The organism is Roseibium sp. (assembly GCF_965216085.1).
Taxonomy (GTDB): domain Bacteria; phylum Pseudomonadota; class Alphaproteobacteria; order Rhizobiales; family Stappiaceae; genus Roseibium.
This window is the reverse complement of record NZ_OZ244138.1, coordinates 1,430,577-1,448,038: the sequence shown is the minus strand read 5'-3', so window position 1 is coordinate 1,448,038 and position 17,462 is coordinate 1,430,577. Positions and strand designations below refer to the sequence as shown.

General features: G+C 52.9%; 15 protein-coding genes. 9 read left to right on the top strand and 6 right to left on the bottom strand.

Features of this window, described 5'->3' with window-relative positions; translation table 11 throughout:
• Positions 1-182: 182 nt before the first annotated feature.
• Positions 183-1,364: a glutamine-hydrolyzing carbamoyl-phosphate synthase small subunit gene (gene carA / locus ACOOFE_RS06660; protein WP_420414232.1), complete on the top strand. Its 1,182-nt coding sequence runs from the start codon at positions 183-185 to the stop codon at positions 1,362-1,364.
• 102 nt (positions 1,365-1,466) lie between these two features.
• Here the strand turns inward: carA and ACOOFE_RS06655 are convergent, their stop codons facing one another.
• The gene (locus ACOOFE_RS06655) at positions 1,467-1,754 is read right to left on the bottom strand and encodes a DUF6868 family protein (protein ID WP_420414231.1); all 288 of its coding nucleotides are present in this window, start codon (positions 1,752-1,754) and stop codon (positions 1,467-1,469) included.
• A gap of 330 nt (positions 1,755-2,084) precedes the next feature.
• Positions 2,085-2,522 carry a MerR family transcriptional regulator gene (locus ACOOFE_RS06650; RefSeq protein ID WP_420414230.1) on the bottom strand — a complete coding sequence of 146 codons (438 nt, stop codon included), beginning with the start codon at positions 2,520-2,522 and terminating at the stop codon, positions 2,085-2,087.
• Between the two features lie 951 nt (positions 2,523-3,473).
• Between ACOOFE_RS06650 and ACOOFE_RS06645 the strand changes: the two genes are divergently transcribed.
• The 4 genes from ACOOFE_RS06645 to ACOOFE_RS06630 all read left to right on the top strand — a co-directional run bounded on the left by ACOOFE_RS06645 (position 3,474) and on the right by ACOOFE_RS06630 (position 8,508).
• The gene (locus ACOOFE_RS06645; protein WP_420414229.1) at positions 3,474-3,755 is read left to right on the top strand and encodes a helix-turn-helix domain-containing protein; all 282 of its coding nucleotides are present in this window, start codon (positions 3,474-3,476) and stop codon (positions 3,753-3,755) included.
• A gap of 167 nt (positions 3,756-3,922) precedes the next feature.
• A complete protein-coding gene (gene carB / locus ACOOFE_RS06640; protein ID WP_420414228.1) occupies positions 3,923-7,285 on the top strand; it encodes a carbamoyl-phosphate synthase large subunit in 3,363 nt (1,120 codons plus the stop codon).
• Positions 7,286-7,396: 111 nt separating this feature from the next.
• The gene (gene greA / locus ACOOFE_RS06635) at positions 7,397-7,870 is read left to right on the top strand and encodes a transcription elongation factor GreA (RefSeq protein ID WP_420414227.1); all 474 of its coding nucleotides are present in this window, start codon (positions 7,397-7,399) and stop codon (positions 7,868-7,870) included.
• Between the two features lie 140 nt (positions 7,871-8,010).
• On the top strand, positions 8,011-8,508 hold the full coding sequence (locus ACOOFE_RS06630) for a hypothetical protein (protein WP_420414226.1): 498 nt from the start codon (positions 8,011-8,013) through the stop codon (positions 8,506-8,508).
• A 14-nt stretch (positions 8,509-8,522) separates the two neighbouring features.
• Here ACOOFE_RS06630 and ACOOFE_RS06625 read toward each other — a convergent pair whose 3' ends face one another.
• Positions 8,523-8,993, bottom strand: coding sequence for an Lrp/AsnC family transcriptional regulator (locus ACOOFE_RS06625; RefSeq protein WP_141185675.1), 471 nt, complete (start codon positions 8,991-8,993; stop codon positions 8,523-8,525).
• Between the two features lie 199 nt (positions 8,994-9,192).
• On the opposite strand from ACOOFE_RS06625, the gene ACOOFE_RS06620 reads away from it, so the two are divergent.
• The 3 genes from ACOOFE_RS06620 to ACOOFE_RS06610 are packed head-to-tail and all read left to right on the top strand — an operon-like array spanning position 9,193 to position 12,142.
• Complete coding sequence (locus ACOOFE_RS06620; RefSeq protein ID WP_420414225.1) at positions 9,193-10,233, top strand: mitochondrial fission ELM1 family protein; 1,041 nt, start codon at positions 9,193-9,195, stop codon at positions 10,231-10,233.
• Between the two features lie 9 nt (positions 10,234-10,242).
• Positions 10,243-11,211 (top strand): thioredoxin-disulfide reductase, encoded by a 969-nt coding sequence (gene trxB, locus ACOOFE_RS06615; protein ID WP_420414224.1) that lies wholly within the window; start codon positions 10,243-10,245, stop codon positions 11,209-11,211.
• Positions 11,212-11,245: 34 nt separating this feature from the next.
• Positions 11,246-12,142 (top strand): LysR family transcriptional regulator, encoded by an 897-nt coding sequence (locus ACOOFE_RS06610; protein WP_141185673.1) that lies wholly within the window; start codon positions 11,246-11,248, stop codon positions 12,140-12,142.
• A 69-nt stretch (positions 12,143-12,211) separates the two neighbouring features.
• Here the strand turns inward: ACOOFE_RS06610 and ACOOFE_RS06605 are convergent, their stop codons facing one another.
• Positions 12,212-12,997: a substrate-binding periplasmic protein gene (locus ACOOFE_RS06605; protein WP_420414223.1), complete on the bottom strand. Its 786-nt coding sequence runs from the start codon at positions 12,995-12,997 to the stop codon at positions 12,212-12,214.
• 86 nt (positions 12,998-13,083) lie between these two features.
• Between ACOOFE_RS06605 and ACOOFE_RS06600 the strand changes: the two genes are divergently transcribed.
• The gene (locus tag ACOOFE_RS06600) at positions 13,084-13,416 is read left to right on the top strand and encodes a hypothetical protein (RefSeq protein WP_420414222.1); all 333 of its coding nucleotides are present in this window, start codon (positions 13,084-13,086) and stop codon (positions 13,414-13,416) included.
• Positions 13,417-13,629: 213 nt separating this feature from the next.
• On the opposite strand, the gene ACOOFE_RS06595 is transcribed toward ACOOFE_RS06600, so the two are convergent.
• On the bottom strand, positions 13,630-16,311 hold the full coding sequence (locus tag ACOOFE_RS06595) for an EAL domain-containing protein (RefSeq protein WP_420414221.1): 2,682 nt from the start codon (positions 16,309-16,311) through the stop codon (positions 13,630-13,632).
• A 157-nt stretch (positions 16,312-16,468) separates the two neighbouring features.
• On the bottom strand, positions 16,469-17,431 hold the full coding sequence (gene msrP, locus ACOOFE_RS06590) for a protein-methionine-sulfoxide reductase catalytic subunit MsrP (protein ID WP_420414220.1): 963 nt from the start codon (positions 17,429-17,431) through the stop codon (positions 16,469-16,471).
• Positions 17,432-17,462 lie beyond the last annotated feature (31 nt).

Below are 17,462 nucleotides of genomic sequence, written 5' to 3'. Positions count from 1 at the left end.
GGCCCGCTCAAGCCAAGTGATTGAATTTTAAAGATCTTTTTTCAGAGGATCAATGTTGACGATCCTGTCCGCTTCCCATAGAGTCCCGCGCTTAATGCAGGCGGCCAGATGCGTGGAAATCCCACGCTCCAATCGCCCTTCCTGCAGCGCATGATGTCACCAACAAACTCTGGATACAAGACATGACGACTGCAGACGCATGGTCCGACACCCCGGCGACCGCCCTGCTTGTGCTCTCCGACGGCAGTGTTATCGAAGGATATGGCTTAGGCGCCACCGGTCAGGCCGTTGGTGAAATCTGTTTCAATACCGCAATGACAGGCTATCAGGAGATCCTGACAGACCCGTCCTATTCCGGTCAGATCATCACCTTCACCTTCCCCCATATCGGCAATGTCGGCACAAATGGCGAAGACATTGAGACCGTGAATATGGCGGCAGACAGCGGTATTCGCGGCACTGTGCTGGCCGCCGCCATCACCGACCCGGCCAATTACCGTGCTGCCCAACACCTAGATACCTGGCTGAAAAGCCGCAACCTCATCGGTATCAGCGGTGTCGACACGCGCGCGCTCACAGCCCTCATTCGCGAGAAGGGTGTGCCCAATGGTGTGATCGCCCATGATCCGGACGGCAACTTTGATTTGGATAACTTGAAGATGGCCGCTGCCAACTGGCCTGGATTGGTTGGTATGGATCTGGCCAAGGACGTATCGACGGCCCAGACTCACACTTGGTCTCAAAAAACCTGGGTTTGGGATGAAGGCTTTTCCGATGCCAAGGGCGGCAAATTCAAGGTTGTTGCGTTGGACTTCGGCATCAAGCGAAACATCTTGCGCCTTCTGACTGACGCCGGTTGCGATGTCACTGTGCTTCCGGCCAACACAAACTCTGACGATATTCTTGCCCACAAGCCAGACGGGATATTCCTGTCCAACGGCCCTGGCGATCCGGCCGCCACTGGCGAATACGCTGTCGGCGCCATTAAGTCCGTAATTGATACCGGGCTACCGGTTTTCGGCATTTGCCTTGGCCACCAGATGCTCGCTCTGGCGCTCGGCGGCAAAACCATCAAAATGCACCAGGGTCACCATGGCGCTAACCATCCGGTTCTTGATCAGACCTCCGGCAAAGTGGAGATCACGTCCATGAACCATGGTTTTGCTGTGGACGCGGACAGCCTTCCGGACAACGTCGAGCAAACTCATGTCTCCCTGTTTGACGGATCAAACTGCGGCTTGGCAATGAAAGACAAGCCGGTCTTTTCGGTCCAGTACCATCCGGAAGCGTCTCCAGGCCCGCGCGATAGCCGCTATCTGTTCAAGCGGTTCACCGATTTGATGGACGCCAACAAGGCCGCTTAACGGTTCAGGTAAGTCGACGCGCAGCGGCGAATTTCGCGCTGCTGCGCCAACGGCGCAACCTGCGTGAGACAAGAAACACCTGCCCCCTTGTCTTCATGTGATTTATGTTCTGCGCATGAGTTTGAGTGCGCAATAGGGCACGATATTGAACACAACAATCAAGAGCTTGTATTGGGTCAAAACGTTTACGTAGAACATCCCGATTTCTTTTTGATCGATGTGTAGAAGCTCCGAATGCAAGGCCCGCATATCCCCGGTGGTATAAGCAAGCGCAAATACGCTGCGTATCCAGCTCGGCTCAAATAGAAGCGCAACAGAACTGATGAGCAGCAGCGTGACGTTCAACACGCAACACCAACCCACAAAAGCCGTGATCTCTTTCCTGGTCATCAGACATGCCCTATCGCTAATCTGAAACACCTGACGCCGAGCCTAGATAGCAAAGGCATCTCGAGTATATCGGAATAGGTAAAAATAACAATTTTGGCACCCAAGCCATAACTGCAAAACAGGGCGTTTGGGGAAGTCGACCGAATGTTTCAAAAATTCGGCCTAGATGCGAAGGAATTGAGCGGCTAGCTCCACGAGCTCACGGCATTGAACTTGGGCTCTCTCAGGTGAAACCTGACCATTGTGCTTCGACGTGCTCTAAATATGACTGCAATAAAAAACCGGCGGCCAAACCAGCCACCGGTGTGGTTTTTAACCTGCTTGTTTTGATCAGCTGATCAGCTGATCAAAAGATGTCAGGATTTCGTCGACTTCGACAATTTGCTCATCGAGCATCTGCTTTTGTTCCAGCAGAATTTCCTGCTGTGCAGCGCAGATCTTTTGCAGCTCCTTGAATTGATCTCCGCGCGGTGAATTGCCCTCAACCAGAGAAATTACCCGCCGGATCTCAACGAGGGTGAGACCGATTTTCTTGGCCTGCAAGATCACCCGCATCCGCGACACATCGCGTGCGCCATAGAACCGACGGGCGCCTTTGCGGACTGGATTCAATAGGCCTTTTTCTTCATAAAACCGAAGTGTCCGCAGAGTTACTCCGAACCGCTCCGACATTTCGGAGATCGCCAAAGGACGGTCTTCCTGAGGGACTTCAGTGTCCGGACCAGCTATGTCCGGAACTACCACCATTTTCGTAGCTACGTTGTTCATACTTTCTTGCCCGATCGTTTTATTCCTCTTGAAGCCTGATCTGGCCCGCAGCACACCTGAACTCTGGGTCCCACCATCCGTCGTTCCGATATTTACGTCCTGCAAGCATAGCCCACGTCACCGCATCAATGCGGAATTCACAGTGTGGGCACACAGCACCAAACTCACTAGAGACTAAGCGCGTACAGCTTTACACCGATTTTGTAGAAAAAATCCAGTAGAAACCAACCCGTCTCCGCCTTTTTTTTACACAACCGGAGTTAATGATAACCATATTCTCTATTGATCAAAGGAAGTATGCATCATTTTTCGGGGAAAAACAGAAGCAATCAATACGTATTCTGGACAAATATGAATTATCGATAATTAAATATATTATCAACATTATAAATTCAGGCAAAATTTAACTTCTCACGCGACGACAAGTTCGCAAGTTTAATTATAAGGTAAACTTCATAATTACCCTGGCAATTATTACATTAGGACTTGATATTATCGATAATTGAAAAAACTCTGCCCAGAAGTTTGCTCCGTCGCCTTTCAACAATAACCGATATATTGCAATTCAAGTAGTTGTCCGCCACCAACATACGACCAAACACCGGACACCAGATAAGCCGAAAATTAATTTTCATAACCGCGCATTTCTGGAATTGTTGGCGCTTTGACGCCGCTGAATATTCCGTTGATCGGAAAATTTCCGCGGTGATTCGCTCAAAAGTGACCTGGATGAACCAGTATTTGAGGACAGGAAATCCAAAAATTCGGCATACCTTGTTCTGCCGACTTGGCAAATCCGAGTTGGCACCCCAGCGCTTCAGCGGTCATTTCCGAAGTCGCACTATGTGCACTTCCGGATTGACAATCACCTGCATAAGCTATTTGTGTCAGGAACTTGCGGCTGCCTATGCAGGCGCCCTCATACACTGAAGCTCGACATCTGTATTCAAAATGCCCGATTCAAAATCCAAATCCATCAATGCCATCATGACACCGGATCAGTTCCGGAGCTGGCGGAGAACGCTCGGGTTGAAACAAAAAGATGCAGCTGAGCAGCTTGGGCTCAAAAAGCGGATGCTCCAATACTATGAGAAAGGAAACCGGGATGGCCGTCCTGTAGAAATACCCAAATCGATCCGCCTAGCTTGTTATGCCCTGTCCCAGGGAATTGCCGATTTCGACGGACAAACGGCCACAGAACTAGCGTCATCACCCGATAATCCGGACAAGTGAAGCATTTTCCTTTCCAGAAACATCACCTTTGACACTATCGGGGTTCCCACGCGGCCCGGTTTTGCCTATAAGACGCGCTCAGCCAACATCGTCATTCACTAACGACCGAGCAGACCGGAAGCAAATGCCCGCTTTCCCGGACCGCTCGCTTCGAGCTGCGAGCCCAGATGCCTAAACGCACAGATATTTCTTCCATCCTGATCATTGGTGCCGGCCCGATTGTTATCGGCCAAGCCTGCGAATTCGACTATTCGGGAACCCAGGCCTGTAAGGCACTGCGCGAAGAGGGCTACCGTATCATTCTGGTCAACTCCAATCCGGCGACGATCATGACCGATCCGGACTTGGCCGATGCGACATACATCGAGCCGATCACGCCTGACCTGGTTGCAAAGATCATTGAGAAAGAACGGCCGGACGCGCTGCTGCCCACCATGGGCGGTCAAACCGCACTGAACTGCGCCCTCGACCTGGAACAGATGGGCGTTCTGGAGAAATTCGGTGTCCAGATGATCGGTGCTCGTGCCGATGTCATCGATAAAGCGGAAGACCGTGAGAAATTCCGCGCTGCCATGGACGCCATCGGCCTGGAAAACCCGCGTGCTGCCATCGCCTCATCACCGGCCATCCGGGACGAAGACGGCAGGATTACAGGTTATGACCGGAATGCCGGTTATCTGGAAGCGATGCGCGCGATCGATGAGATCGGCCTGCCAGCCATTATCCGCCCTGCTTTCACCCTTGGCGGAACTGGCGGCGGTGTCGCTTACAACCGCGAAGAATTCGAGACGATCGTCCGTTCTGGCATCGATGCCTCACCGGTCGGCCAGGTTTTGATCGATGAGAGCCTTTTGGGCTGGAAAGAATATGAAATGGAAGTCGTTCGCGACAAAGCGGACAACTGCATCATCATCTGTTCCATTGAAAACGTCGACCCGATGGGTGTGCATACCGGCGATTCGATCACCGTCGCCCCTGCTTTGACTCTGACCGACAAAGAATACCAGATCATGCGGGACGCCTCGATCGCCGTCCTGCGAGAAATCGGCGTCGAAACCGGCGGCTCGAATGTTCAATTCGCCGTCAATCCGGAAAACGGTCGACTGGTCGTCATCGAGATGAACCCGCGTGTCTCCCGCTCGTCTGCTTTGGCGTCCAAAGCAACTGGCTTCCCGATCGCTAAGATCGCAGCCAAGCTGGCGGTCGGCTACACGCTGGACGAGCTGGAAAACGACATCACCGGGGGCGCGACTCCGGCGTCTTTCGAGCCGACCATCGACTATGTGGTCACCAAGATCCCGCGCTTTGCCTTTGAAAAGTTCCCGGGCTCCGAGCCGTATCTGACGACCGCAATGAAGTCGGTCGGGGAAGTCATGGCGATCGGCCGGACCTTCAATGAAAGCCTGCAAAAAGCGCTGCGCGGTCTAGAGACCGGCCTCAACGGCCTGGATGAAGTTGAAATCCCGGGCCTCGACCAAGGCGATGACCGCAATGCAATGCGCGCGGCTGTTTCCACCGCAACACCGACCCGGCTTCTGTCGGTTGCCCAGGCCATGCGGCTTGGCATGAGCGTTGAGGAAATCAATCAAGCCAGCGGCATCAACACCTGGTTCCTGGAACAGATGGCCGACATCCTGGCCATGGAAGCCAAGATCCGGAACATCGGGCTGCCCAAAGACGCCGCAAACCTGCGCAAACTCAAAGGAATGGGCTTTTCCGATGCACGCCTGGCAAGCCTGGCTGGTGTCGATACGGACGACATCGTCAAACTGCGCGGAGAATTGGATGTTCATCCGGTGTACAAGCGGATTGACACTTGCGCGGCCGAATTCGCCTCCCCGACGGCCTACATGTATTCCACCTATGAAGCGCCCTTCATGTGCAAGCCAGCGTGTGAAGCCAATCCGTCTGACAAAAAGAAAGTCGTCATTCTTGGCGGCGGTCCAAACCGGATTGGCCAGGGCATCGAGTTCGATTACTGCTGTTGTCACGCAGCCTTCGCACTGGAAGACGCTGGCTACGAGACCATCATGGTCAACTGTAACCCCGAAACCGTCTCCACCGACTATGACACGTCCGACCGGCTCTATTTCGAGCCACTGACACCGGAAGACGTTCTGGAAATAATCCGCAAGGAACAGGAAAACGGCACCCTGCACGGCGTGATCGTTCAGTTCGGTGGCCAGACACCGCTGAAACTGGCCCAATCGCTGGTAAAAGCGGGCGTGCCGATCCTTGGCACCTCACCGGACATGATTGATCTGGCGGAAGACCGGGACCGGTTCCAGAAGTTGCTCATCAAACTCGGCCTGAAACAGCCCGAAAATGGCATTGCCTATTCCGTCGAACAGGGGCGCCTGATTGCAAGCCAGCTCGGTTTGCCACTGGTCGTCCGGCCGTCTTATGTTCTGGGTGGGCGCGCCATGCAGATCATCCGCGATGAAGAGGCACTCAATTCCTATCTTCTTGGCACTTTGCCGGAGCTCGTTCCGGCCGAAGTCCGCGCCAAGTACCCGAACGACAAGACAGGCCAGATCAACACGGTTCTGGGCACCAACCCGCTGTTGTTCGACCGCTATCTTGAAGGCGCCATCGAAGTTGACGTCGACGCACTCTGCGACGGCAAAGACGTCTTTGTCTGCGGCATCATGGAGCACATCGAAGAAGCCGGCATTCACTCCGGGGACAGTGCCTGTTCCTTGCCGCCGTTCTCTCTCTCAGAAGAGATGATCGATGAACTGAAACGCCAGACAACGGAAATGGCGCTTGCACTCGAAGTCGGTGGCCTGATGAACGTGCAATTCGCCATCAAGGACGACGAGATCTACGTTCTTGAGGTCAACCCGCGCGCATCCAGAACGGTTCCTTTTGTTGCCAAAACAGTTGGCGCACCAATCGCCAAGATCGCCAGCCGGATCATGGCCGGCGAAAGCCTTGCGTCATTTGGTCTCAGCGAGAAAAAGCTGGACCATATCGCGGTCAAGGAAGCTGTCTTCCCGTTTGCGCGCTTCCCCGGTGTCGACACCATCCTCGGCCCGGAAATGCGCTCTACCGGGGAAGTCATGGGCCTCGACAACGGTTTTGGCCGCGCCTTTGCGAAATCTCAGATCGGCTGTGGCACAGGTGTCCCGCAAAAGGGCACCGTGTTTGTATCCATGCGCGATCAGGACAAGGCCGGTGTCGTCGATGCCGTCAGAAGCCTGGAAGAAGCTGGTTTTACCATCATTGCGACAGCCGGTACGCAGACGTACCTGCAAGAGCAAGGGATCGAGGTAAAAAAGATCAACAAGGTCATGGAAGGCCGTCCGCATATCGTTGACGCGGTGAAGAACGGCGAAGTTCAGTTGGTGTTGAACACCACAGAGGGCGCCCAGGCGATCTCTGATAGCCGCTCCATGCGCCGCGCCGCACTTTTGAACAAGGTGCCTTATTACACCACGCTGGCAGGCTCTGTGGCCGCGGCAAAGGGGATCTGCGCACATAAAGCGGGGAGTCTTGAAGTTAGGCCTTTGCAATCCTACTTCGCGTGAGGCTAATATGGTTGTTCACCGGCCGGGAAAGAGATCCTTTCCCGGCTGGGTTTGTTTTTTTAAAGCGCGGTCTTCTTTAGAAAGACCCAATAAGCTGAAGGTCTGAGACCCATGGAAAAAGTTCCGATGACCTCCGCCGGGTACGTCATGCTCCAAGAAGAGCTGAAGGAGCGTACCGGTTCTGAGCGCCCGCGGATTGTAGATGCCATCTCTGAGGCACGCGCGCATGGCGACCTATCGGAAAATGCCGAGTACCACGCAGCCAAGGAAGCTCAGAGCCTGAATGAAGGCCGGATTGCCGAACTGGAAGACAAGCTCTCCCGCGCCGAAGTGATCGACGTCAGCAAACTGTCTGGTGATGTTGTAAAATTCGGCGCAACCGTATCTCTCATTGATGAGGACACGGAAGAAGAAAAGAAGTACATGATCGTGGGTGACGTTGAATCGGACGTCAAACAAAGCAAGGTCTCGATTTCGTCTCCGATCGCGCGTGCACTGATTGGCAAATCCGTTGGGGACAGCGTCGAAGTTGCAGCGCCCGGCGGTGCACATTCCTATGAGATCGTAGACGTAAAATACCTCTGATACGTCCGCGACTTAAGAACCGAATTATCGCCTGTTAAAATCAACTTCCCATTGACCTTGGCCGCTTATTCGGCAGAGGTACTTCTATCTGGCCGCGAAAGTCACTAAAGTTGCGGCCATAAAGATGTGGAGGTCTTGGAATGGTTTTTCAGGCGATCGGTTTCTGGTTGTTAGTGCTGGCCATCCCCTTGTGGGCCTACCGGTTTTACCTGTCTTCCCGATTGGAACCGCGCGAACGCGACGCCTTTAAACGTCTGCTTCAGCGGGCCGACGAAAAGGCACTTGTATTTGGCATCAAGCTATTTGGTTTCCTTGTCGCCCTGAGTGCCAGCGTCTTGGCTTTAATCGCCCTGCTCGGATATATCAAATACGGCAATTCTCAAATCGGCAGCTACCGGGAAGTTGTTCGAAACCGGATCTATTCCGGCGTCGATACGGTCGATAATGCCCTCGACACGTTCCACTATGACCAATGGTTGCCCATAGCGATCCTGATCACCTGCGCCCTGCTCACCATCAGCTTCACGCTCGTGGGAACCGCACTCCGGGACATTTCGCTCTTGCGTCGTCTGCATTCACGCCTGAAAAAGATTGGCAAGGGTAACAAAACCGCCCCCGGAAATCCGCAGAACGCTTGAAATAATCAGAATTCTCAGCCGTCGATCGGAACTACAGGCTCGTCTTTGGTCCGGCGGATCGTCAGCGCTGTGCGCACGCTATCGACATTGGGCGCGGCCGTCAGTTCCCGGATGACAAAGTTCTGAAACGTCTGCAGATCTGGCGACACGCATTTCAATAGAAAATCAACTTCGCCCGACAGCATGTAGCTCTCGCGGACGAGCGGCCATTTTTCCACTGTCTGCTCAAAGGCAAGCAAATCTGCTTCCGTCTGACTATGAAGTCCGACCATTGCAAAGGCGGTGACATCATAGCCAAGCTGTTTCTCGTCAAGGAGCGTCCGGTAGCCCTGGATCAACCCTGCTTCTTCAAGGGCCCGGACCCGCCGAAGACAGGGCGGTGCGGATATTCCAACCCGGCGAGCCAACTCAACGTTGGTCATCCGGCCATCATCTTGCAATTCCTTTAGGATCTGCCAGTCAATGGCATCAAGGCGCGCTTTCACACCGCTCTCCTTTGGATTTTTTATCGAGGTGCCGCCATACAACGCCGGTGAAGGCTAAGCATGTGGTTCCGGAGGACTTGAGATTCATACACAAACGTGTTTCTTCGGTGCCGAGTTATGACTTTTTGCGCGTTTGTGCAAGACTATAACAAAATTGCGCACAATCTTGAAAGATTCCGACCGGGAAACCCTGCAATTTATGCTGAGATCGATGGCATCGCCCAGCACCATTTGGATACTGTCAGATGGCAAGGCGGGCGACGTGGCTCAATGCGTCGGTGTCGCCGAAGCACTCCACCTGCCCTATGAAATGCGGACCGTGGCACCTAAGCCGCCCTATTCCTGGTGGCTGCCCTTTGGCCCGTTTCCTCCGAAAGATCGCGAAACGCATGCAGACAGTCCAATAGCACCACCCTACCCCGACATAGCACTCGCCTCCGGACGCCGGGCTGCCGCCTATCTGAAGCGTCTCAAAAAAGCTTCCGGTGGCAAGACCTTCACGGTGTTTTTAAAAGACCCCAGAACCGGTCCAGGAAGTGCCGACCTCATCTGGGTTCCGGAGCACGATAAATTGCGTGGCCCAAACGTTCTGGTCACCCCCACGTCGCCACATAAGTTTTCGCAAAGCCGCCTGGCAGAACTGAAATCCGAAGCATTTCCGGAGATTGATTCACGGCCAGCCCCCATAGTTGCTGTTTTGCTCGGCGGGGATAGCCGGCACCACACATTCACTGAAGCTGACCAAACGCGATTTATTAACGGCTTGAGACAGATGGCCACCGATGACCAGGCCCATTTCCTGATCACGGTTTCCCGGCGCACGCCTGCCGACTTAGCGAAGGCCGTCGAGGAGTTGGCAATCAGCGGCGGACACTATTTTTGGGCAGGGGACGGCGCTAATCCCTATGGCCACTTCCTTGCAAAAGCCGACGCCTTTGTTGCAACGGCCGATTCCACAAACATGATCGGCGAAGCAACGGCGACCGGACGGCCAATTCATGTGTTCCATCCAAGCGGTGGTCACGACAAAATCACCCGGTTTTTGGGGACTTTGGAACAGCTCGGCTGTGTTCACCCCTTTCCAGGGCCGATGAAAACCACTACCTACGAGCCGATTGATGCTACGCCTGTGATCGCAGAACGGATTCTGGCAGACTACAGCGCGCTTCACCATGCCGGATCGCCCTCATCTGGGGAAGAATATCCGGCAGTCACGGTTGAGACAAGAAAAACGGATTAAACTACGCCCATGAGTACACAGCACAGCAAACTCTTGATCGTCGGCTCCGGCCCTGCTGGTTATACCGCTGCGATTTATGCAGCCCGCGCAATGATCGAGCCGACCCTGGTGTCCGGTATCCAACCAGGCGGTCAGTTGACCATCACCACGGATGTTGAGAATTACCCCGGTTTCGCTGACCCGGTGATGGGCCCCTGGCTCATGGAGCAAATGCAGAAGCAGGCTGAAAACGTCGGCACAAAGATGGTCTATGACACCATCATCAAAGCCGACCTGTCCGAACGCCCCTTCCGTCTGGAAGCTGACAGCGGCACCACCTTTACAGCGGATGCGCTCGTCATTGCCACCGGCGCTCAGGCCCGCTGGCTCGGCCTTGCCTCCGAGCAGGACTATATGGGTGCTGGCGTCTCAGCCTGCGCCACCTGTGACGGGTTCTTCTACCGCAATAAGGAAGTTGTTGTTGTCGGTGGTGGCAATACAGCTGTTGAAGAGGCGCTTTATCTCGCCAACCTTGCCTCCAAAGTAACTTTGGTGCATCGCCGCGACAGCCTGCGCGCAGAGAAAATCCTGCAGGACCGTCTGTTCGCACACGAGAAGATCGACATCATCTGGGATCACCAGGTCGATGAAATCCTTGGAGGCGGTGAACCGAAAGCCGTGACTGGTGTGCGGTTGAAGAACACGCAAACTGGCGACCTCCAGGAAGTTTCCGCCGACGGCGTCTTCATCGCAATCGGCCATGCACCTTCTGTCGAGCTGTTCAAGGACCAGCTGACATTGAAATCAAATGGCTATCTTGAAACAGCTCCAGATTCCACGAAGACTTCCATTCCAGGTGTCTTTGCCGCTGGTGACGTCACCGACGACATCTACCGTCAGGCTGTGACGGCGGCCGGCATGGGCTGCATGGCAGCTTTGGAAGCTGAAAAATTTCTTGCCGAGCAAGAAACCGCCAGCACGCAACAAGCTGCGGAATAGCACAGTATCCCAGATAGATGGATAGGGGATTGTGATGGATTGGGACAAATTGCGTATCTTTCATGCGGCCGCTAAGGCAGGCAGCTTTACCCATGCGGGCGATACGCTTCACATGAGTCAATCCGCCGTCAGCCGCCAGGTCAGTGCGCTTGAGCATGATCTGGGGGTGCCCCTTTTCCACCGCCATGCCCGCGGGCTTTTGCTGACAGAGCAAGGTGAATTGCTGTACCGCACTGCCAGCGACGTACTGATGAAGCTGGAAGCGGTGCAATCAAGCCTGACGGACAGCAAGGAAAAACCATCCGGTACTTTGCGTGTGACAACGACTGTTGGCCTCGGCTCAACCTGGCTTGCTACGCGCATCCGGAGTTTCATCGACATCTATCCGGATGTGAACCTGCAGCTGATCTTCGATGATGATGAACTTGACCTCGGTATGCGTCAGGCCGATGTTGCGATCCGGCTGCGCCAGCCGACCCAGCCAGATCTAATCCAGCGCAAGCTGTTCACGGTGCATTTTCACGTCTTTGCTTCACCGGACTATATCCAGCGGTTCGGCGCGCCCTCGACCATAGAAGAGATTGACGACCATCGCATCATCACGTTTGGTGAGCAGGCCCCCGCCTATCTGCGCTCAATGAACTGGCTGGTGACCGCTGGCCGCGCTGACGGTAGTCCCCGGAGGTCTGTGCTTCAGGTCAACAACATTATCGCCATCAAACGGGCGGTTCAGACCGGCGCGGGCATTGCCATGTTGCCGGACTACATCATCGACAGCGGGGCGAACTTGGTTCCCGTTCTTGCCGAGCAGGAAGACAAGGTGCCGTCTTTTGACACCTATTTCGTCTACCCCTCGGAACTGAAGAACACAGCCCGTGTCACCGCTTTCCGGGAATTCCTGCTGCAGAACGCTCAAAAATGGGTCTATTGAGCCGAATTTTTGACAGCAAAAACCGGACGCTTTTGGCGCCCGGTCTTCAAAATCAAAACTGAATCCCGCTTAGAAATTCAGGTACTGGCTGAAGATCTTTTCATGCGTGCCGTCCGCGCGCAATTTCTTGATCGCTGCGTTGATTTTGTCGCGCAATTCTTCACCACGTGGAGACGTTTTGGCGATGTAGATATGGAATGTGGTTTTATCCAGGAATTCAACCACATGCGGCTTCACCCCATTCGGCACAATCGGCTTTCCGATCGCGGCAGAACCATAGATCGGTTCAATCGCGGACGGAACCACGTCGCAGCGGCCGGCGGCAACCTTTTTTAAGGCCTGTTCCGTCGATTTCGCTGAGGTTTCGATCTGATTATCCGCAAGGTTCCAGTCGATGTAGTTGTAACCGTGCACACCGCAAACTTTGTATTTTTTTGCGTCTTCGACACTGTTCACATCGAGACCGTCCGGAAATTTTTTAGTCGAATAGAACAAGCCGCGTCCGGTCTCATAGATCGACTCGCTGATGTAATAGATTTTGGTCCGTTCTGCATTGTAGCTGCCGTTCTGGAACATCTCGAAGTTCCCGCGGTCACCGAAGTTTTCAACCTCTGCCAGGCACCGTTTCCAAGGCAACAGCTCTGTCGAATGCTCTAGGCCAACTTCTTCAAAGATCCGGTTCACAAAATCAATCGCAGCACCTTCGATCTTGGACTTATCCGCTTTTCCGTTTTCGATCGGGTTGTAAACATAGGGAGGCCAGCCCGCTTCATCATCACAGATTTTTACAGATTGCGCCGATGCGGTTGCAACTGACATCGCGCCTAGAACCAGAGCTAAAGACAAGACTTTCATTTCACTTCTCCTTACGGGGAATAATTCCGACAAAGAAGATAATAAAACCAAAGTAATCATAAAGTATTAATGGGATTTTTTATTAAATGAATACTATAGTAGATCAGAGCAGAAAAGAAAATAACCATTATAGATTATTCACTCATGCCAATTTTGCGAAAACTACCAAGTCTGTTTGCCGCCCTATCCAAAACTACCGAACAGGCGCAAACGTTGCCGCAAAGTTTGTTCGACCGGCAAATGACACAAGAAGTGAGGCAAATGCAGGCAATCTGCTTGCTCGAGAAGTTAGCAACGAGCTCACTCGTTCCCCAAAAACGATGTTTTTTTGCTGCACCGCACATCAAATTAGTAAGTTCAAACAAGCTCAAAAAGCTGAAATAACAGCAGAAAACGGCAGCTCTGCACAAATTGCATAGCAGCTCTGCGCAACTGCCTCTTGTTTATGCAGCTTGTGCACTGCATATAAGCATCACTGTTGGTCACACGGGTGTCACGTCCTCCTCCCAGTGATACCCAGACCAGCTGTTCCCCTCTGGAAGGTGATTCCACTGGTTACAGTGAATCAATTCAAACTGCCGGGTCTTTGACCCGGCATTTTTTTTGCCAAATTCAATTATCAGTTTTTGGAACTAAACGCTGGCAGGCTGCGCCGCAGAACCTGCTGGAACAGAGGATCGAACGATCGGGACATCATCAATGGGAATCGGCTGCCCAATAAAATAGCCTTGCGCATAGTGGCACCCGCAATTGGAAACAAAATCCATTTGGCTGGCGTTTTCCACGCCCTCGGCGGTGCAGGTCATATCGAGGTTACGCGCAAGCGCTGCCAAGGTGCGCAAAATGGAAGCACTGCCTTCGCTGGTATCAACCTCAGTGACGAATCTGCGATCTATTTTCAACTTGTTGAAAGGGAGATCCTGAAGGTATCCGAAGGAGGAAAAGCCAGTCCCAAAATCATCAAGAGCCAAGGTCAGCCCCGCATTCCGCAGTTTGCGTAAATCCTCGTGCGCACCTGAACCCGCTGACATTACGACACTCTCTGTCACCTCGAGTTCAAGCCTGTGCGGTGGTATCCCATACGCCTGCAAGCCACTAATGACTTTCTCCACGAATTGCCCATTGCCTAACTGGAGAACAGAAACATTGACACACGCGTAAAGGCCGTCCGGCCAACTCGAAAGCGCCTTCAAGGCCTCTGTTAGAACGAAGTCCCCGACTTCGGAGATCAAACCGATTTCTTCAGCTAGCGGAATAAAGTTCGACGGCGGCAAGTAATGTGCGTCATCCTTGTGCCAGCGCACTAGCGCCTCAAAATGGTCTACGGATTTGTTTTCAAGGTTTAGAATCGGCTGACAATAGACATCTAAACCCCTGTCCCGCACGACCTGGATGAGTGCACTTTTGGTCTGCCGCCGCTCTGCTTCTTCCTCAGCAATTTCCAAGTTATAAAAACGGTACGTGGATGCTTTTTCAGCTTTGGCTTTGTACAGCGCCAAATCTGCTCGCGACAGAATTTGTTCAGATTCGGTGTAACTGGGCAGGATTGTCGCGATGCCAACACATAGACCGCTGTTGATCACCAAACCGCCAAGATCGACGGGCGCTTCAAACTGCGTGCAAAGGCTTTTGGCAATTTGGTGTACGTCCGCCTCAGTCCTTGAAGTCATAATCAGCGCAAATTCATCGCCTCCAAGCCGCGCTGCATGATCACTTCCAGAAACAATAGTCCTGAGAACGTCGCCTACATGTTTAAGCAACCGGTCTCCGACAATATGCCCAAAACTGTCATTCACCGCCTTGAAGTCGTTCAGGTCGATTAGCAAAAGAAACTGATCACCTGCATCTTCCCTGTGTGCTCTTGCCAATGCCGTATCTAGGGCGTTTTTAAAAGACAAGCGGTTCGCCAGTTCCGTCAGTGTGTCAGTTTCCGCGGCTTTTTTGACGCGTTGATCCGCGATCGCCTTTTCTGTCACATCTTCATAAGTTTCCACCCAACCTCCGTTGGGCATCGGCGCGGCTGAAAATGACAAAATCCGACCATTGGTCAAATGAATAAGGGAACGCACATGAGTTTCAGGCCAATCCTTGCCTGACAAACTTAAATTCGTCCCATTGTGAAAATCCGAGATGACCGCACCAGCGCGGTAGCTGTTGTAATCTTCACTTGAAACGCCTGGTACAAGCCGATCCTTGGATAAACCCGTAATTTCTGAGACCTTTGAGTTGCAAAAGCGAAGACTGCCATCGGAATCAAAAGCACTGACTCCCTGAACCACAGACGCCAGTGTCACTTCAAGTTCCTCTGATCGAAGGCGAGCTTCTTGTTCCTGCTCGGCCAGTTTTTTTGCGAGAGTTTTCTCTTCCGTTACATCCCAGTTAACACCAACTGCTTCAACAACCTTACCGTCGTCATCTTCTACAAAGTCGCAGTGAGCGGTAATCCACCGGATAGTTCCATCGCGCAATATGATCCTGAATTCTGTGGCAAACGGCGATTTATGCTCATATGCGGTAACAAATGCCGCTCGCGCAGCACCCAGATCCTTTGGATGAACAGTTTTTTCCCAGTCATTAAACTCACCATGGAACGTCGCTGGATCGACATCAAACAGCTTAAACATGGCCTCATCCCAAGTCAGCCGGTTGGCATCCATGTCAAATCGCCAAATAGCTATTCCTGCTGATGACCGCGCGAGATCTGCCAACCGCATCGTCGTCTTGAGTTCCGAGTGCTCTTTCTCAAATCGGCGTGCTTCCCCCACCATTGTGCCTAGGATGACAACACCGGCGATATTGCCGAGAAGTAAGAGATACCAGGCATTTTGAAGAACTGAGAACCCGACTTCGATCCCCTGATCGACAAAGAAACAGGGCAGAATGACAATTGTGCCAAGAACAGCCATTGCAAATAAGCGTAAAGGGCTGGGGCCTGTTTTCCGATAGGCGCAATATGATCCACACCAAACCCCAAAAAACATGTAAACAAATGGACTTAGCGCCCCACCGATTACAAATGGCCCTCCTACCCAGAGGCGCGCCGCACTCGCAATTCCGGCAGCTATCAGGCCTCCAACCGGACCAAGGAAATAGCCTGCCAGGATAGCTGGGCCACCGCGCGTATCAAATGTGGATCCGTCGGCGATATGCACCGGCATTAACACCACCAGCGCCGACAAAACTCCGAAGATGATACCAAGAGAGGCGATGCTTAGAGGCCGGTTTTTCTGGAGAGTTTCTCGGCGCGCAAAGAAGTAATAGGCGAGAGCACCAAAAGAAAGCGCGCCAACATTCGCAATCCAGTCGACAATCATTCACTTCTCCTGCACGCCCACAAGCACGCTTTGAAAAGAAGAGTATTATCGAAATTCTATTTTGGAAAAGGTATGAACCGCAATGTACAAAAATACCTACTCTCTATGAGAAAGTAGGTACTATTCTCTAGCTCCAAAAACGAAAACACTACATGTTCTACATGAACAAAAGCTCACCAGTCATGTTTTTGTACAATCCGGCGACCTGCTCTTCATAGCCATTATAAAGAAGCGTGTTGCGGCGTTCATCTGTGCCGAGAAGTTTTTCGCTTGCTTGCGGCCAGCGCCGATGGGGAACCGACGGGTTCACATTCGCCCAGAAGCCATATTCCTTTGGCTGGATTTCTTCCCAGAAACTCACCGGCCTCTGGTCTGTGAAGGAAATCCGGACCACCGATTTGATGCATTTAAAGCCATATTTCCAGGGCGTGACCAACCGGATCGGAGCGCCGAATTGTTTTGCAAGAGGCTTGCCGTAGATCCCCGTCGCCATAAACGCGAGTTCATTGGTGGCCTCAGCCAGTGTCAGCCCTTCAACATAGGGCCACGGATACCAGGATTGCTTCTGGCCACTGGCCACTTCCGGATTGAGGAAAGTTTCAAAGCGTAAGTATTTGGCGGCGGTTTGCGGCCCGGCCAATTTAACCAGCTCAGAAAGAGGGAAACCGGACCAGGGCACAGCCATGGACCAGGCCTCGACACAGCGATGCCGGTAGAGCCGCTCTTCCAAAGGCATTTTCGCCAAGAGGTCATCAATATCAAGCGTCTGCGGATTGTCGACCAAACCATCAAGGGTGACGGTCCAAGGACGGATCTCAAGGCTCTGGGCCGCTGGCCAGATCTGTTTATGTGAACCAAACTCATAAAAGTTGTTGTATTTTGACGCGACATCTTCGTCCGTCAGCGGCCGGTCAAGTGTAAAAGCCGCATTGCGTGTTACTGGGTAAAGCCCTGCGCTCGGGTCTTCCTCGGCAAATGCCGGACGGATGCCAAGACCGGAACCAATCAAAGCGCCGCTTCCAGCAATGCCGGCAAGCAACGCACGCCGGTTCAGATAAACATGTTCCGGTGTTGCCTCGCGCTCCGGAAGTTCCCAGCTACGCTTTTTGAAAATGTTCATCTATCAAACTCCTATTTCGGCAGAGAAAACC

Coding starts and splice junctions, on each gene's coding strand:
- carA (WP_420414232.1), top strand. CDS start 183: ATGACGACTGCAGACGCATGGTCCGACACCCCGGCGACCGCCCTGCTT.
- ACOOFE_RS06645 (WP_420414229.1), top strand. CDS start 3,474: ATGCCCGATTCAAAATCCAAATCCATCAATGCCATCATGACACCGGAT.
- greA (WP_420414227.1), top strand. CDS start 7,397: ATGGAAAAAGTTCCGATGACCTCCGCCGGGTACGTCATGCTCCAAGAA.
- ACOOFE_RS06595 (WP_420414221.1), bottom strand. CDS start 16,311: ATGATTGTCGACTGGATTGCGAATGTTGGCGCGCTTTCTTTTGGTGCT.
- ACOOFE_RS06655 (WP_420414231.1), bottom strand. CDS start 1,754: ATGACCAGGAAAGAGATCACGGCTTTTGTGGGTTGGTGTTGCGTGTTG.
- ACOOFE_RS06630 (WP_420414226.1), top strand. CDS start 8,011: ATGGTTTTTCAGGCGATCGGTTTCTGGTTGTTAGTGCTGGCCATCCCC.
- ACOOFE_RS06610 (WP_141185673.1), top strand. CDS start 11,246: ATGGATTGGGACAAATTGCGTATCTTTCATGCGGCCGCTAAGGCAGGC.
- ACOOFE_RS06605 (WP_420414223.1), bottom strand. CDS start 12,997: ATGAAAGTCTTGTCTTTAGCTCTGGTTCTAGGCGCGATGTCAGTTGCA.
- ACOOFE_RS06620 (WP_420414225.1), top strand. CDS start 9,193: ATGCTGAGATCGATGGCATCGCCCAGCACCATTTGGATACTGTCAGAT.
- ACOOFE_RS06650 (WP_420414230.1), bottom strand. CDS start 2,522: ATGAACAACGTAGCTACGAAAATGGTGGTAGTTCCGGACATAGCTGGT.
- carB (WP_420414228.1), top strand. CDS start 3,923: ATGCCTAAACGCACAGATATTTCTTCCATCCTGATCATTGGTGCCGGC.
- ACOOFE_RS06600 (WP_420414222.1), top strand. CDS start 13,084: ATGAATACTATAGTAGATCAGAGCAGAAAAGAAAATAACCATTATAGA.
- trxB (WP_420414224.1), top strand. CDS start 10,243: ATGAGTACACAGCACAGCAAACTCTTGATCGTCGGCTCCGGCCCTGCT.
- msrP (WP_420414220.1), bottom strand. CDS start 17,431: ATGAACATTTTCAAAAAGCGTAGCTGGGAACTTCCGGAGCGCGAGGCA.